Consider the following 16,008-nt stretch of genomic DNA (forward strand, 5'->3'; position numbering starts at 1 on the left):
ATCCAGAAGTGTTCACAAACTCCGAACAGTGCCGCGGTCACCGCCCTGACCTCGCAGACACCTCAGCCTCAACGATCCAGATCTACTGCTGCAGTATTGGGTCAGTGCGGCGCTCGCTGCTTGACGGACCTATTAGTGCGACGAGAGGGCCGCCCCGATGGAGGAAAATAACGCGATTGCAACGTTTCGCTTGTCCGGCGTCTTCTACGTCGAATTCCTCAAAGCGCTGCACACCCACCTGACACCGCGCAGCTATCTAGAGGTTGGGACCGCGACTGGGGCTTCGCTGGCGGTTGCTGGCTGCGACACGATCGCGGTGGACCCGCGGTTCGATGTAAATGCCGGCGCCACAGGAAACCGGAAACGCACGTTCTTCTTTCAGATGACGTCAGACGATTTCTTCGCGACAGAAAATGCACCCGCGTTGTTGGGACGGCCGGTGGATATGGCCTTCCTCGACGGCATGCACCGGTTCGAATACCTGCTGCGCGATTTCATTGGCACCGAGGCCGCCTGCCATCCCCGCTCACTGATCCTGCTGCATGATTGCGTGCCGTCGAACACGCGGATGGCCCTGCGACAGTTCCAGCCCGGTGATTCCTCCGAAGGAGACACCGCTGGCTGGTGGACCGGCGACGTGTGGAAGCTGCTGCCGATTCTGCGTGAGTACCGCCCGGACCTGCGGCTACACATACTGGACTGTCCGCCTACCGCCCTGGTCGCGATCACCCGGCTGGACCCTGCATCGAGTGTTCTTGCCGATCGTTATTACGAGGTCGTCGATCAGCACGCCGGATCCGTTCTCGACGAGGACCGGCTAAGGTCGTTCTGGGACAAACTCGAACTAACCGCTTCGCGACCACTTTGCGCGGAACCCGACCGCCTGACCGAGCTGTTCACCCTTTACGCGCCGCGCTCCCGCATGGCATCAGTAAGTAATGAAATCAAAGAGGCGCAGAACGAAGAATTCATAGTTCGCGCGTCCTCGGAGCCCGGACCGGATTTGTTGCCCCGAGGCAGATTTCCGCTCCGGGACTGGCCGTCATCGGATGGCACGCTGACAGTCATCGAAGCGCCGAAGGTAGAGCAATTGAGGCCGGCTGAGTTTGTTTACAACCTCTCCGGCAAGGAGATACCCGACTGTTTCAGTACGCGCGCCGAAATCCATGGAAGCTACTTGGTTTCGCGACCCGACGTGATTCTATTTGGGCCCAATCACCTGGTGAGTCAATCCGGGCACTGGTCGTGCGAAACGCGGACGTTCAAGCGACAGTTCATGGAATTTGTCACCGCTGCTGGGTTTTCGCATATCCACCCGGGTGTGAAGCCCGGCATCGAATTCGAGGGCGATGAGATTGTTCTCGATTGCACCACGCTAAGCAAGGACAATGTTCATTCGATCACCGAACCAGTGTTCCTCGCCACTCCTCTCGAACCCGATAATTGGGGTAGATGGCTCGCAACGGTGCTCCCCAAATGCGTTCAGTTCAAGAAATTCAGTAATGGAAGAAAATTCTTTTGCTGGGCTGCGCATCCCTGGCAGCGGGACATCCTGCAGCTGATGGGCATCGATGCGGCTCACGTGTTGGAGCACGATCCAGGCAAAACATACTTTTGCCGTGACATCCAAACCGTGGAATATTCGGTGGCAGACCTGTCGCTTAGTGATGCTGAGAAGGAGGTCTACGCCGACTTGGCCGATGCCTGCCGGCGAGATTCCGCAGGCGCTTTTGGCGAGCGAATCTTCGTGTCGCGTCTCTCCATTTCGGCGAAGTATCCCCACTACCGCGTTTTGCAAAACGAATGCGAGCTCATCGCGGCGCTGGGCAAGTTGGGTTTCAAGACGGTTCAACCGGAGCAGCTACCACTTAAAGAGCAGATTGCGATATTTGCACGGGCCAAATGCGTTGTCGCCTTGGGCGGTGCGGCTCTCTTTAGCGTTCGTTTCTGTCCGCCCGGCACAACCGTGGTGACCATCGAGTCGAGTGATCATTTTGTCCGCGGGCACGCCATGATGCTCGGCTCAACCGGGCACCGCTTTGGCATTATTTTTGGGCAGCAAGACCCCGCCGATCCGGCACCAATCCACAAACGGTGGACCATCGATGTGGAGCGCGCCTGCGCCGCAATTCTCGAGATTCTTTGACTATTTTCGCGGTTTCGGTGATCAGGTGGGGCTACCGCAATACCGTTTACTTAAGCGGTGATGATCGGGTGGCTATGAATTGTGGGACGTTGCGATGGGCGTGTTTGAGCTGATAGCCAGACATTTTGCGTTTGACGACGCGCGAGTTGTCGCGAGGACGCCGTCGGGGCAGCAGCTGGCTCACGATCTCGGCGGTGACGCAGGTCTCGGCGTCAGCGGTGGCCTCAGGGCAAGAACCGGCGGGCCGGTCCACGTCTTAATGGCGTGCTGCGGCAGACCGGGGTTCGGGCCAAGACTCACCGCCCAGCATGCCTGCTTCTCCCTACCTGACGACGCTACGGCCTCGGTCCACAATGCACTCTTCCTGTCCGCCACCTGCGGTCCGTTGAATACACCGTTTCCTTGCGGGCAGAAGAGGCGGTAACCGATAATCCCCACGATGGGGGGCCCGCCTCGTGATACAGCTCCCAGCTGACCACGTATCCGGGATCCTCGATCAAGAGTCGACCGGAAGGGCCTACCTCCGCAATGAATCCGAACACAGATATCGTCTCGCGCCGTTACGAGACGTACCCGGAACCCATACAAGATCTCGAGGCATGGACCGACAGCAATTGGGAGTGGTTCGACCCTTCTCACGCTCACTCGACTTTGTGGCCCGACCGCGACTACAAGCCCGATCTCGATATTTTGATCGCTGGCTGCGGTACCAACCAAGCCGCGGTTTTCGCGTACACCAACCGTTCCGCGAAGGTGGTGGGGGTCGATGTCAGTCAACCGTCGCTGGACCACGCGCAATATCTGAAAGACAAGTACGCGTTGTCGAACCTGGAGTTGCATCAGGCGTCGATAGAGGAGCTTTCATCGCTGAAGCGCAACTTCGACCTGATTGTGTCGACTGGCGTCTTGCATCTCTTGCCAGACCCTTTGGCGGGCATGAAGGCACTCAGGGCTTGTCTGCGGCGAGATGGCGCGCTGGGCGTGATGCTTTATGCGAAGTCTGGCCGAATGGGCGTCGAAATGCTGCAATCGGCCTTCCGTGACTTGGGAATGGGTCACGACGACGCATCGGTCCAAATGGTCAAAGAAGTCATCTCGGCGCTCCCGCTAGAACACCCCGTCCACAATTACTTCAAGATGGCGCCGGTTTCCGCCCAGTCCGATGCCGCCCTGGCGGATACCTTCCTGCATGGCCCTGAGCGCAGTTACAGCGTCGATGACTGCATCGATCTCGTGACGTCAGCTGGGTTGGCATTTCAGGGATGGTTCATCAAGGCGCCTTACTACCCGCATGATTGGTTTCGACCCGGTACTTCGCTCGATCAGGCGGTGAGCGCGTTGCCCGAGGCCAAGCTCTGGTCCGTAGTCGAGCGTCTTCACGTGATGAACGGCGCCCATTTCTTCATGGCATGCCGTTCCGACCGGCCGAAGAAGAGCTACGAAATCAGTTTTTCCACTCCCGAATGCCTCGAGTACGTTCCACGGATGCGGATGCGCTGCGGTATCGAGGGGCAGGAGATCTTCCGACCGAATTGGCGCACGAGTGTCACGCCGGCTCAGGTGCGTTTCCTGCGGCAGGTCGATGGCCGGCGCACGATTCGTCAGATCGCTGATCGGGTCGCCAAGGGCGGAGAGTCGCCCGGTGCCAGCAAGCGTGACCTGGAGGAGTTCGGTCGTGGGCTGTTCGAGTCGCTGTGGCGCCTCGACTTCGTGGCGATGACGCTGAAGGAAGATCTGCCGGTTTAGGCAGGGCGGCTGCGTCGAGCGAACACTCGGGCACCGAAGCCGCCGCCACCGAATCGCGCTGTCATCCAATTGGATTCGTTCAAATAACGCATGCCCGCCGGTCATCGCGTGGTCCGGTGGCGGATTCCCGACCGCAGGTCAATCCAGCGCACTCCCGTATGACCCCTCGAAGCGCACTAGAAATACCCTACGGGGTATGGTATAACTCTAGTTGCGGGGCAGGGCCGCGGCTACGCCCGATTTGTGTCTGCGGGCCACCAGTTGCAGGCCGAATGGCCCTATCGGCTGCGCCAATGCGGGCTCACACTCCGCACTAGCAGGACCGGGCGACGAGCGAAAGGAAAACCGATGTTGGCTGTTCTCAAACGGGCCTGGGTGCCGCTCGTCGTCGTCGTCGCGGTTGCCCTCGGCGGCATCGCCGTCAACCGGCTACGCGGCGTCTTCGGCTCCGACGCAATCTTCACCGCGACCGGCAGTAGCGCCGAACCGCTCGAGCCGTCCCATCTCAAGCGGGTGACGTACGAGATCTACGGGCCTTCCGACACCACCGGAAGCGTGAGCTACCTGGACAAGAAGGCCCAGCCCGAACAGGCCGACTTCGGCGGCCTGCCCTGGACCCTCACGATCACCACGACGGTGCCTGCCGTGATCGCCAGCGTTGTGGCACAGGGCAACAGCGAAAACATCGGGTGCCGCATCACCGTCAACGGCGAGGTCAAGGACGAGCGGTCGTCGGCCGGACACCACGCGCAAACGTCATGTCTGGTGAAGGCCGCATGAACACCGATAGCCCGGATGCCCAAGCCCGTCCGAGATTCATGCGGTTTGTCCGCAACTTTGCCTGGCCCATCATCATCGGATGGTTGCTGCTGACCGTCGCGCTGAACGTGCTGGTCCCGCCGATCGAGTCGGTCGCCCGCAAGCATGCGGTCACCATGTCGCCCCAGGACGCGCCGGCGATGATCGCCGCCAAACGCATCGGCGCGACGTTCCACGAGTCGGACTCCGACAGCATCGCGATGATCGTCCTGGAGAGCGACAAGGATCTCGGCGACGAGGCGCACCGTTACTACGACGGATTGGTCCAAAAGTTGCAGGCCGATCCGACACACGTGCAGCACGTGCAGAACGTGTGGGGAGACCCGCTCACCGCCGCCGGTGTCCAGAGTCGCGACGGCAAAGCCGCTTACGTCCAACTCAACCTGGCGGGCAACCAGGGCAGCACCCAGGGCAACCAGTCCGTCGACGCGATCAGGAAGATCGTCGACAAGTCGGAGCCCCCCAAGGGGCTGAAGGTCTACGTCACCGGTCCGGCACCGCTGACGACCGACATGAACGAAGCCGCCGACAAGAGCATGTTCAAGATGATGGGCGTCACGGGTGTGGTCATCATGATCATGCTCTTCATCGCCTATCGCTCGATCAGCACCGTGCTTCTCGTCCTCGTCATGGTCGGTTTCGAGATGGGCACGGCCAGAGGGCTCGTCGCGCTTCTCGGCAACAACCAGCTGTTGGGGTTTTCGACGTTCGTGGTCGCCATGTTGTCCTCGTTGGCGATCGCGGCGGGCACCGACTACGCGATCTTTCTCATCGGTCGGTATCAGGAGGCCCGACAGGCCGGTCAGGATCGAGAAACGGCTTGGTACACGATGTTCCGTGGGACCTCGCACATCATCCTCGGCTCGGGGCTGACCATCGCGGGCGCCACTTTCTGCCTGCACCTGGCGCGGCTGTCGTACTTCAAAGCGCTCGGCATTCCGTCCGCGCTGGGGCTGCTCGTCGTCGTCGCGGGCGCGATGACCGCGGCGCCGGCTGTTGTCGCGGTGGCCAGTCGGTTCGGCTTGCTCGACCCGAGGAGGATGATCAAGACGCGTGGCTGGCGGCGCGTCGGCACCGCCACCGTGCGCTGGCCCGGTGCGGTGTTCGCGGCCTCGCTGGCCATCGCGATCGTCGGCATCCTGGTCATGCCGAGCATGAAAATCAGCTACAACGACCGGTACTACATACCCGCCAACCTGCCGTCGAACGTCGGATACGCCGCCGCGGAACGCCACTTCAGCGCCGCGACAATGAATCCCGACATCCTGATGATCGAGAGCGATCACGACATGCGCAACAGCGGCGACATGATCATCCTGGACCGGATCGCCAAAGACGTCTTTCGTTCGCCGGGAATCGCGATGGTGCAAAGCATCACGAGGCCGTTGGGCGGGCCGATCGAGCACACCTCGATACCGTTCCAGATCAGCGCCCAAGCGATTCCGATCCAGCAGAACCTCCAATTCATGAAGGACCGCAACGCCGACATGCTCAAGATGAGCGACGATCTTGGCGCCATGATCGACTCGATGGAGCGCATGCAGGGTCTGCTGGGGCAGATGAGCGGCACGACCCATCACATGGTGGGCGACATGCATGACATGCAAGCCACGCTCGACGAGATGCGGGACCATCTGGCGGATTTCGACGATTTCGCGCGGCCGTTCCGCAGCTATCTGTATTGGGAACCGCACTGTTTCGACATCCCGGCCTGTTGGGCGTCGAGGTCGGTGTTCGAGGCGATCGACGGCGTGGACAAGTTCAGCGCGAACATGAGCACGCTGATCAAGGACGTGAGCAACGTCGACGCGATTCTGCCCCAGATGATGGCCCAGTTCCCGCCGATGATCGCGGTCGCGAAGTCCATGCAGGGCACGCTGCTCACGATGCACAGCAGCTTCTCGGGCCTGGTCACGCAACTGACCCAGATGACCGATACGGCGAGCGCGATGGGTCAGGCCTTCGACGCGTCGAGGAGCGGCGACTACTTCTACCTGCCGCCGGAAGCCTTCCAGAATGCCGACTTTCAGCGCGGGCTGAAACTCTTCCTCTCGCCGGACGGCAAGGCCGCGCGCTTCATCATCACCCACGACGCGGACCCGGCGACTCCGGCGGGCATCGCCGCGGTCAAGCCCGCGCTCGACGCGGCACATCAAGCGGTGAAGGGGACCACGCTCACCGGCGCCAAGTTCTACCTCGCCGGCACGGCCGCGATCTACCGCGACATCCAGTCGGGCTCGCACTACGACCTGCTGATCGTCGGTATCGCCGCCCTGACGCTGATTTTCGCCGTCATGGTGATCATCACCCGTGCGCTGGTCGCATCGCTGGTGATCGTCGGGACGGTGCTGTTGTCACTGGGCGCCGCGTTCGGGCTGTCGGTGCTTGTGTGGCAACACCTCTTCGGCCTGGAACTGAACTGGATCGCGCCGGTGTTCGGGTTGATCATCCTGCTGGCCGTGGGATCCGACTACAACCTGTTGCTGGTTTCGCGGTTCCAGGAAGAGATCGGCGCCGGGTTGAGGACCGGCATCATCCGATCGATGGGGGAGACCGGCGGCGTCGTCACGGCGGCCGGGTTGGTGTTCGCGTTCACCATGATGTCGATGGCGGCCAGCGACCTGCGTTCAATCGGGCAGGCGGGCACCACGATTGGCCTCGGCCTGCTGTTCGACACCCTGGTCGTGCGCTCCCTGATGACGCCGTCGATCGCCGCGCTGCTCGGGCGCTGGTTCTGGTGGCCGCAACGCGTGCGACCGCGCCCGGCGAGCTACATGCTTCGGCCTTTCGGGGCCCGCGGTTCGGTCCGTTCGCTTCTCCTGGGTGAGGAATCGGACGCAACCAAGCGCAACAAGTCGCCGGGGCAGGACGGACACCCGGTCGGCTCGGGCCCGGATTCAGGCGGGATACCGCCGAGGGGTGAACACGCGGTCGCCGAAATCGTCTGAGTACCACTGGGTTTGCGAGGAGCCGACGATCAGCAGGCAGCGCATGTCGACGTCGGCGGGGTCGAGGTCGGCCAATCGCACCACGCGGACGTCTTCGTCGGGGCCGGACACGTTGCGGCCGATCACCACCGGCGTGCCGGGTTCGCGGTGGGCCATCAGCACGTCGCGCATCGCGCCGACCTGCCAGGTCCGCGCCTTCGATGCCGGGTTGTAGATGGCCAGCACCAGGTCGGCGGCCGCGGCGGCGGCCAGCCGGGAGGAAATCACGTCCCAGGGCTTGAGGCGGTCGGACAACGAGATCACCGCGTAGTCGTGGCCCAGCGGAGCGCCGACCCGGCTGGCGACGGCCTGCGCCGCCGTCATCGCCGGAATGACCCGGATCCGCACTCCCGGCCACTGTTTGGCTTCTTCCAGCACCGCGGTCGCCATGGCGAACACGCCGGGATCGCCCGACGACACGACGGCGACGGCGTGCCCCTGCTCGGCCAGCGCGCAGGCCAGCCGCGCCCGCGCCGGTTCGTCGGTGTTGTCGCTGGGGTGGCGGCGTTGTCCGTCGCGGACCGGGACGCGGTCCAAATAGCCGGCGTAGCCGATCAAATCGGTCGCGGTGGCCAGCTCCCGGCGGCTCTGCGGCGTCATCCAGTCCACGTCGCCGGGCCCCAGGCCCACGACCGCGACGGTGCCCGGAAGCCTTTCGCGCCGGCGGCCGCCGGGCAGCATGGCCAGCGAAAAGTAGGGCACGCCGGCGTCGTCGACGTCCGCGGCGGGCAGGATCCGCTGTCCCGATGTGCTGGCCCGCTCGACGTAGAACGCGTCGTCGAGCTGTCCGGACGCCGAAAGCGCTTCCCGCACAGCGTGATACGAACGGCCAAGCTTGAGCACGACGGCGGCGTCGGCGTCGGCGAGGCGGCGCGTCAGCTCGGCCACCGGCAGGGTGCCGGGCAGCACGGACAGCACCTCGTCGCCGGCCACCAGCGGGGTGGCGATGGCCGCCGAGGCGGCGCTCACCGACGTCACGCCCGGCACGATGACGGCGTTGAACCGCTGCGTCAGCCGGGTGTGCAGGTGCATGTAGGAGCTGTAGAACAGCGGGTCGCCCTCGGCGAGCAGCGCCACGTCGCGACCGGCATCCAGGTGCGCGGCGATGCGCCGCGTCGAGTCCGCGTAGAAGTCTTCGATCGCACCGGCGTAGCCGCCCGGATGATCGGTCGTCTCGGTGGTCACCGGATAGATGAGGTGCTCCTCGATCTGGCCGGGGCGGAGATACGGTTCGGCGATGCCGCGGGCGATGCTGCGGCCGTGCCGGGCGCTGTGGTAGGCCACCACATCCGCCTCGCCGATCACCCGGGCGGCCTTCACCGTCACCAACTCCGGATCGCCGGGCCCCAACCCGACTCCCCATAGGGTGCCTTGCGCGCTCATTCGGCGTCGCTCGCGGTCGCGTTAACGGCGGCCGCGGCCATCGCGCTGCCCCCGCGACGGCCCCGCACCACCAGATAGGACATGCCGCGCGGACGCTCGATGAGCTCCTGCTTGGACTGCGCGGATCCGACGAATCCGACCGGCCCGCCGAGCACCGCGGCCGGCGGGGCGGCACCCTCGTCGATCAGCTCCAGCAGCCGGAACAGGGCGGTGGGCGCGTTACCGATGGCAAGCACGGCGCCGTCGAGCCGCCCCGCCCACAGCTCGACGGCGGCCGCCGAACGGGTGGTCCGCCGGCGCGCGGCCAGCTCGGGGGCGCGCGGATCGGCCACCAGCGACACGACCTCATTGCCCGCGGGCAGCCGCGCGGCGGTGATCCCGGCGGCCACCATCGACGAATCGCACAACACCGGCGCGCCGCCGCGCAGCGCGGCGCCCGCGCGTGCCACCACGTCGTCGGTGTAGGCGACGTGCTCGGCGACGTCGACCTGACCGCAGGTGTGGATCAACCGGACCACGACCCGCGCCACGTCGTCGGGAAACCTTGTCAGGTTGGCCTCGGCGCGGATGGCCGCGAACGACTGGCGATAGATCTCCGCCGCGTCGCGGATGTAGTCGAGCACCCGCTCACCTTAGGCGCTGGTCGCGCAGCAGCCGATAGCCCTGTCCGCTGGCGAGCAGGACCTGCCCGAAGGGCGGGCTGCCGCACGCGCGTTCGCAGCCGACGAAGTGACGGTGCACCCCCGCATCGGCGTCCCGCGCGTCCAACGACATCGCCGCGTCCGCCCGCACGTCGGCGGCGGAATGCTGGCAGCCCGGGCTGCCGGTGCAGGCGCTGATGCTCAGCCAGGGGGAGTGCTCGTCGAAAACCAGGCCCAGCGGCGCCAGCACGCGCAGCGCGACGTCGGCCACCTCCTCATCGAGATCACACACCAGCACCGATCGCCACGGCGTGACCACCAGCGGGGCCTTGATGGCGGCCAGGTATTCCGCGACCCGGGCGGGCAGCACGCCCAGCGGTACCGCGGCGCCCAGCGCCACCCTGCCGTCGTCCTGGCCTATCCAGCCCACCTGGGGCCTTGCCACGGGCGGGAAAGCCGCGCCGAGTTCGGCCCCGGGCCACAGCGTCGCAATGTCGGCCAATTCGCAGACGCGCCAAGCCTTCCCACGTACCTCGAGGAACCGCGCCGCGAGCGCGACCAGCGACGGCGCCACGTCGGCGACACCCAGCCGGACACCGGTGTCCCGCCCCGCCAACACAAGAGCGACGCCGTCGTCCAGGGCATGCGCGCCGACGTCGGCGCCCAGCCCGGACACGTCGGCGCGGCCGTCGTCAAGGCTGAACCAGAACCGGCCGCCCAGCTCCGCGAGCCTGGGCTCGGCGCAAATCGCCGCGTCCAGCTCGCCCACCCACCCACTCACGTCGGCCAGCCCACCCACGCGGCCCGACAGGGGCGACGCGACGATGTTGCGGACCCGCTCATGGGTCGGCGACGGCAGCAGCCCGGCCTCTGCGAGCGCGTCGGCGGCCGCGGCCACGTCGGTGATCGCGCGCAGCTGCACGTTGCCCCGGCCGGTCAGTTCGAGCGTTCCCGAGCCGTAGGTGGTCGACGTGCTCGCCAGGGTCGCCAGCTGCGCGGCGTTGAGCCGGCCGCCGGGCAAGCGCACCCGCACCAGCGGACCGTCGGCCGCCAGATGCACCTGCAGCGCACCCGGGCAGGCGTCGGTGTCGCGCGCTCGGACCACTCGCCCACGGTACGACTCCGCGGGCAAGCCGCGCACCCGACGCGCATTGCGCGCGCCGCCCGAGGTCAGGACGTGCCGCTGCGCCGGGCGTAATCCCGGCGCTTGTCGGGTTGCAGATCGGTGGTGAAAACCCGGTCCGTTCCCACCGCGCGCCCGAGCGCCTCCGCAATGGTTTGCGGCAGCAGGCGCTGAGCCGACAGGACAATGCCCATCGCGCGCGGAACTACGACGCGCCGCCGCGGTCTGGCGATGACGGCGGCAACCGCCTGGGCGACATCTTCCGGCTCGGCGTTTTTGATGCCGGTTGGGTGGCCCGCGCCCGCGACCATGTCGGTGTTCGTCAGCGACGGCATGATCACCGAAAAGTGAAGGCCGCGACCGCGATTCTCCATGCGGACGGCGTCGGTATAGCCGAGCACGGCGTGCTTGGTGGCGGAATACGTCGCGACGCCGGCCGCGGGCAGCACGCACCCCACCGACCCGATGTTCACGATGTGGCCGCGACCGCGCGGCAGCATCCGCTGGGCGGCGAGTTTGGTGCCGAGAATGACGCCCCGGATGTTGACGTCGAGAACGCGCTGGGTGACCGCGTCGGGCTCGTCAATCGCGTTGCCGGCGGCGATGACGCCGGCGTTGTTCACCAGCACGTCGAGGGGGCCCAGTTCCCGCTCGACGGTGTCGAGGAAGGTCGTGAAGGATTGGCGGTCGGTCACGTCCAAGGCGCGATAGACCGTCAGTCCGAGCCGGTCACCCGCTTCGGTCACGGCGGTTTGGTCGATATCACCGATGGCGACCCGGTCGCCCGTGCCGTGCAGGGCTGCGGCGATAGCGAAGCCAATCCCGCGCGCACCGCCCGTGACGGCAATTGTTCGTCCGGACGCCTTACCGCCGAGAGACACACGTTTCATCCCGTCAGTGTCGCGCGGCATGGGCATGGTTCTCCGTCGAATGGGCACACTCGTCCACGTGAGGACGGTGGAATACGCCCCGGGACGTTTGGCCGACGTCTTCGGCGCTTCGACGCAACCGACGGTCCTGCTGTGGCACGGCATGCAGACCGACGCCCGCGCTGTCGTCGGGCCTCTGGCCGGCATGCTCGCCGAACGCGGCGCCGCGGTGGTGGCTCCGGACTGGAACTCCCACGCCGACGACGGCGGGCGCGCGGACTTGTTGCGATCGCTCGAATTCGCCCGGAAGCGCGCCAGCGGCCCGTTGGTCCTGGTCGGGTGGTCCCTGGGGGGTTGCGCCGCGGCGGGCGTGACGCTCGGGGACTTCGACGGCGCCCTCGCGCACACGGTGTGCCTGGCGGGTGCCTTCATGGTCCCGGACCCGATCTCCGGGCGGACGCCGACCGAGATGCTGGCGGCCGACGGCGCCCGGTCGCCGTTCACGCTGCTGCACGGCCTCGCCGACGACGCGGTGCCGGTCACGGCGAGCAGGGCGTTCGCCGCCGACCTGCTCCGGGCCGGTTGGCCGGTGGAGCTGGTGGAGCTGGCGGCCGATCACGGCTCGATCGCCGGCGCCGACTACGACCCGGTCGCGGATCGCTACGTGCCGGCGACGGGCGGAGCGGCGCTCGGGGTGGCCGGCGAGGTCGCCGCGCGCATCGCGGCGACGCTGCGGTACGAATGACGGGTGGTTGAGCCGAGGATCCTGCTGCTGTCGACGTCCGACACGGACCTGATCAGCGCCCGGTCCAGCGGGAAGAACTATCGGTGGGCCAACCCGTCGCGGCTCTCGGACGAGGAACTGCCCGACCTGCTGGCGGACGCCGCCATCGTCGTCGTCCGGATCCTCGGTGGCTACCGCGCCTGGCAGGACGGCATCGACGCCGTGCTCGCCAGCGGCGTCCCGACGGTGCTCGTCAGCGGCGAGCAGGCCGCCGACGCAGAGCTGACCGGCCTGTCCACGCCGGCGGCCGGCATCGCGGTGCAGGCCCACATCTATCTGGCGCACGGCGGCGTGGAGAACCTGCGCCAGCTGCACGCCTTCCTCTCGGACACGGTGCTGATGACCGGTTTCGGATTCACCCCGCCGGTGGTGACGCCGACGTGGGGCGAGCTGCCGCGGCCGGACGCCGCCGAGGGCGACGGCCCCACCATCGCGGTGCTCTATTACCGCGCGCAGCAGCTGGCCGGCAACACCGCCTACATCGAATCGCTGTGCCGGGCCATCGAAGACGCCGGCGGGCGAGCGCTGCCCGTCTACTGCGCCTCGCTGCGCACCGCCGAACCCGAACTGCTGCAACGGCTTGGCGACGCCGACGCCATGGTGGTCACGGTGCTGGCCGCCGGCGGACTGAAACCGGCGGAGGTGGCGGCTGGTGGTTCCGATGACAGCTGGAATGTCGAACACCTTGCCGCGCTGGACATCCCGATCCTGCAGGGCCTGTGCCTGACGAGCCCCCGCGACCAATGGCGCGACAACGACGACGGCCTGAGCCCCCTCGACGTGGCCACCCAGGTCGCGGTGCCCGAGTTCGACGGGCGCATCATCACGGTCCCGTTCTCGTTCAAGGAGATCGACGACGACGGGCTGATCTCCTATGTCGCCGATCCCGAACGCTGCGCGCGGGTCGCGGGCCTGGCGATCCGGCACGCGCGGCTGCGCCACGTCGCGGTGTCCGATAAGCGGGTGGCCCTGGTGTTTTCGGCCTATCCGACCAAGCACGCCCGCATCGGCAACGCGGTCGGGCTGGACACCCCGGCCAGCGCGGTCGCCCTGCTGCGCGCGATGCGCGAACGCGGGTATCGGGTGGGCGATCTGCCCGGCGTCGAGGCCAACGACGGCGATGCCCTGATCCACGCGCTGATCGAACACGGGGGACAAGACCCCGACTGGCTCACCGAAGGGCAGCTGGCCGGCAACCCGATTCGGGTGTCCGCCAAGGAGTATCGCGAATGGTTCGCGACCCTGCCCGCCGACCTCGCCGACGCCGTCGTCAAGCACTGGGGACCGCCGCCCGGCGATCTCTTCGTCGACCGCACGGCGGACCCCGACGGCGAAATCGTCATCGCCGCAATGCAAGCTGGCAACCTCGTCTTGATGGTCCAGCCGCCCCGCGGGTTCGGGGAGAACCCAGTCGCCATCTACCACGACCCCGACCTGCCGCCCAGCCACCACTACCTGGCCGCGTACCGCTGGCTGGACACCGGATTCAAAGCCGACGCGGTGGTGCATCTCGGCAAGCACGGCAACCTGGAATGGCTGCCGGGCAAGACCCTCGGCATGTCGGCGGCCTGCGGATCCGACGCCGCGCTGGGCAACCTGCCGCTGATTTACCCGTTCCTCGTCAACGACCCCGGCGAGGGCACCCAGGCCAAACGGCGGGCGCACGCCGTGCTCGTCGACCATCTCATCCCGCCGATGGCCCGCGCCGAAACCTACGGCGACATCGCGCGTTTGGAGCAGCTGCTCGACGAGCACGCCAACGTCGCGGCGCTGGACCCCGGCAAGCTGCCCGCCATCCGCCAGCAGATCTGGACGCTGATCCGGGCCGCCAAGATGGACCACGACCTGGGGCTGACCGAACGGCCCGCCGAGGACGCGTTCGACGACATGATCCTGCACGTCGACGGGTGGCTGTGCGAGATCAAGGATGTCCAGATCCGCGACGGGCTGCACGTGCTGGGCCAACGGCCCACGGGCGAGGCCGAACTCGACCTGGTGCTGGCCATCCTGCGCGCACGCCAACTGTTCGGAGGCGAGCACGCGCTCCCCGGCCTGCGGCAGGCGTTGGGACTGGCCGAGGACGGCACCGACGAGCGCGCAGCGGTCGACCAAACCGAAGCCGCGGCACGCGAATTGGTCGCGGCGCTGCAGGCCGGCGGCTGGGATCCGGGGGCCGCCGACCGCCTCACCGACAACGCCGACGTCGCGGCGGTGCTGCGGTTCGCGGCCACCGAGGTGGTGCCCCGGCTGGCGGGCACGTCGTCCGAAATCGACCAGGTGCTCAGGGCGTTGGACGGCCGCTTCATTCCCTCGGGCCCGTCCGGATCGCCGCTGCGCGGCCTGGTCAACGTGCTGCCGACCGGGCGCAACTTCTATTCCGTCGACCCGAAAGCGGTGCCGTCCCGGCTGGCGTGGGAAGCCGGTGTGGCGCTGGCGGATTCGCTGTTGGCCCGGTACCGGAGCGACCACGGGCAGTGGCCGCAATCGGTCGGGCTGTCGGTGTGGGGCACCTCGGCGATGCGCACCGCCGGCGACGACATCGCCGAAGTCCTCGCGCTGCTGGGTGTTCGACCGGTCTGGGACGACGCGTCGCGGCGGGTCGTGGGCCTGACGCCGATTCCGCTGGCCGAGCTCGGCCGGCCCCGCATCGACGTGACGGTGCGGATCTCCGGGTTCTTCCGGGACGCCTTCCCGCATGTCGTGACCATGCTCGACGACGCGGTGCGGTTGGTCGCCGACCTCGACGAGCCCGCCGAGGACAATTACGTGCGCGCCCACGCCCGGGCCGACCTCGCCCAGCATGGCGACGAACGACGTTCCACCACAAGGATTTTCGGATCCAAGCCTGGAACGTACGGCGCCGGGCTGCTGCAGCTGATCGACAGCCGCAACTGGCGCGACGACGCCGACCTCGCGCAGGTGTACACGGCCTGGGGCGGGTTCGCTTACGGGCGTGGTCTGGACGGTCGCCCCGCGACCGACGACATGAACCGTCAGTACCGGCGCATCGCGGTGGCCGCCAAGAACACCGACACCCGCGAGCACGACATCGCCGACTCCGACGACTACTTCCAGTACCACGGCGGCATGGTCGCCACGGTGCGGGCGCTGACCGGGCAGGCGCCCGCCGCCTACATCGGCGACAACACTCGGCCCGACGCGATCCGCACCCGGACCTTGTCGGAGGAGACCACCCGGGTGTTTCGCGCCCGCGTGGTCAACCCGCGCTGGATGGCGGCGATGCGCCGGCACGGCTACAAGGGCGCGTTCGAGATGGCGGCGACCGTGGACTACCTGTTCGGCTACGACGCCACCGCGGGCGTGATGGCCGACTGGATGTACGAGCAACTGACCGAGCGTTACGTGCTGGACCCCGAGAACCGCAAGTTCATGGCCGAATCCAACCCGTGGGCGCTGCACGGCATGGCCGAGCGGCTGCTGGAGGCCGCCGGCCGCGGCATGTGGGCGCAGCCCCAGCCGGAAACCCTCGACGGGCTGCGCCAGGCGCTG

General features: G+C 66.9%; 10 protein-coding genes. 6 read left to right on the forward strand and 4 right to left on the reverse strand.

The features are described from left to right. The first annotated feature begins 157 nt into the window (after positions 1–157). The 4 genes from AC5Y7V_RS18065 (at position 158) to AC5Y7V_RS18080 (ending at position 7,659) form a co-directional block, all read left to right on the forward strand. Positions 158–2,146: a glycosyltransferase 61 family protein gene (locus AC5Y7V_RS18065; protein ID WP_499881377.1), complete on the forward strand. Its 1,989-nt coding sequence runs from the start codon at positions 158–160 to the stop codon at positions 2,144–2,146. Between the two features lie 528 nt (positions 2,147–2,674). Then, entirely contained in the window at positions 2,675–3,892 is a 1,218-nt protein-coding gene (locus AC5Y7V_RS18070; RefSeq protein WP_499881378.1) for a class I SAM-dependent methyltransferase, read from the forward strand. A gap of 348 nt (positions 3,893–4,240) precedes the next feature. Continuing rightward, entirely contained in the window at positions 4,241–4,672 is a 432-nt protein-coding gene (locus AC5Y7V_RS18075) for an MmpS family transport accessory protein (RefSeq protein WP_499881379.1), read from the forward strand. Further along, the gene (locus AC5Y7V_RS18080; RefSeq protein WP_499881380.1) at positions 4,669–7,659 is read left to right on the forward strand and encodes an MMPL/RND family transporter; all 2,991 of its coding nucleotides are present in this window, start codon (positions 4,669–4,671) and stop codon (positions 7,657–7,659) included. Before AC5Y7V_RS18075 ends, AC5Y7V_RS18080 begins: the two co-directional genes overlap by 4 nt. Here the strand turns inward: AC5Y7V_RS18080 and AC5Y7V_RS18085 are convergent. The 4 genes from AC5Y7V_RS18085 to AC5Y7V_RS18100 form a co-directional block, all read right to left on the reverse strand. Further along, positions 7,609–9,081, reverse strand: coding sequence for a precorrin-2 C(20)-methyltransferase (locus AC5Y7V_RS18085; protein ID WP_499881381.1), 1,473 nt, complete (start codon positions 9,079–9,081; stop codon positions 7,609–7,611). The genes AC5Y7V_RS18080 and AC5Y7V_RS18085 overlap by 51 nt on opposite strands. After that, positions 9,078–9,704 (reverse strand): precorrin-8X methylmutase, encoded by a 627-nt coding sequence (locus AC5Y7V_RS18090; RefSeq protein WP_499881382.1) that lies wholly within the window; start codon positions 9,702–9,704, stop codon positions 9,078–9,080. The genes AC5Y7V_RS18085 and AC5Y7V_RS18090 overlap by 4 nt, the downstream gene beginning before the upstream one ends. Positions 9,705–9,708: 4 nt before the next feature. Further along, on the reverse strand, positions 9,709–10,827 hold the full coding sequence (cobG, locus tag AC5Y7V_RS18095; RefSeq protein ID WP_499881383.1) for a precorrin-3B synthase: 1,119 nt from the start codon (positions 10,825–10,827) through the stop codon (positions 9,709–9,711). A 65-nt stretch (positions 10,828–10,892) separates the two neighbouring features. Further along, positions 10,893–11,735, reverse strand: a complete 843-nt coding sequence (locus AC5Y7V_RS18100) for an SDR family oxidoreductase (RefSeq protein ID WP_499881424.1) — start codon at positions 11,733–11,735, stop codon at positions 10,893–10,895. A gap of 58 nt (positions 11,736–11,793) precedes the next feature. On the opposite strand from AC5Y7V_RS18100, the gene AC5Y7V_RS18105 reads away from it, so the two are divergent. Next, the gene (locus AC5Y7V_RS18105) at positions 11,794–12,459 is read left to right on the forward strand and encodes an alpha/beta hydrolase (protein ID WP_499881384.1); all 666 of its coding nucleotides are present in this window, start codon (positions 11,794–11,796) and stop codon (positions 12,457–12,459) included. A gap of 3 nt (positions 12,460–12,462) precedes the next feature. Continuing rightward, the coding region (cobN, locus tag AC5Y7V_RS18110; protein WP_499881385.1) for a cobaltochelatase subunit CobN at positions 12,463–16,008 on the forward strand (3,546 nt) is incomplete at its 3' end.

The organism is Mycobacterium sp. NGS34, assembly GCF_059812845.1.

Bases quoted from the DNA above. Each gene is read 5' to 3' on its own strand.
- AC5Y7V_RS18065 (WP_499881377.1), top strand. From the start codon at position 158: ATGGAGGAAAATAACGCGATTGCAACGTTTCGCTTGTCCGGCGTCTTC.
- AC5Y7V_RS18070 (WP_499881378.1), top strand. From the start codon at position 2,675: ATGAATCCGAACACAGATATCGTCTCGCGCCGTTACGAGACGTACCCG.
- AC5Y7V_RS18075 (WP_499881379.1), top strand. From the start codon at position 4,241: ATGTTGGCTGTTCTCAAACGGGCCTGGGTGCCGCTCGTCGTCGTCGTC.
- AC5Y7V_RS18080 (WP_499881380.1), top strand. From the start codon at position 4,669: ATGAACACCGATAGCCCGGATGCCCAAGCCCGTCCGAGATTCATGCGG.
- AC5Y7V_RS18085 (WP_499881381.1), bottom strand. From the start codon at position 9,081: ATGAGCGCGCAAGGCACCCTATGGGGAGTCGGGTTGGGGCCCGGCGAT.
- AC5Y7V_RS18100 (WP_499881424.1), bottom strand. From the start codon at position 11,735: ATGAAACGTGTGTCTCTCGGCGGTAAGGCGTCCGGACGAACAATTGCC.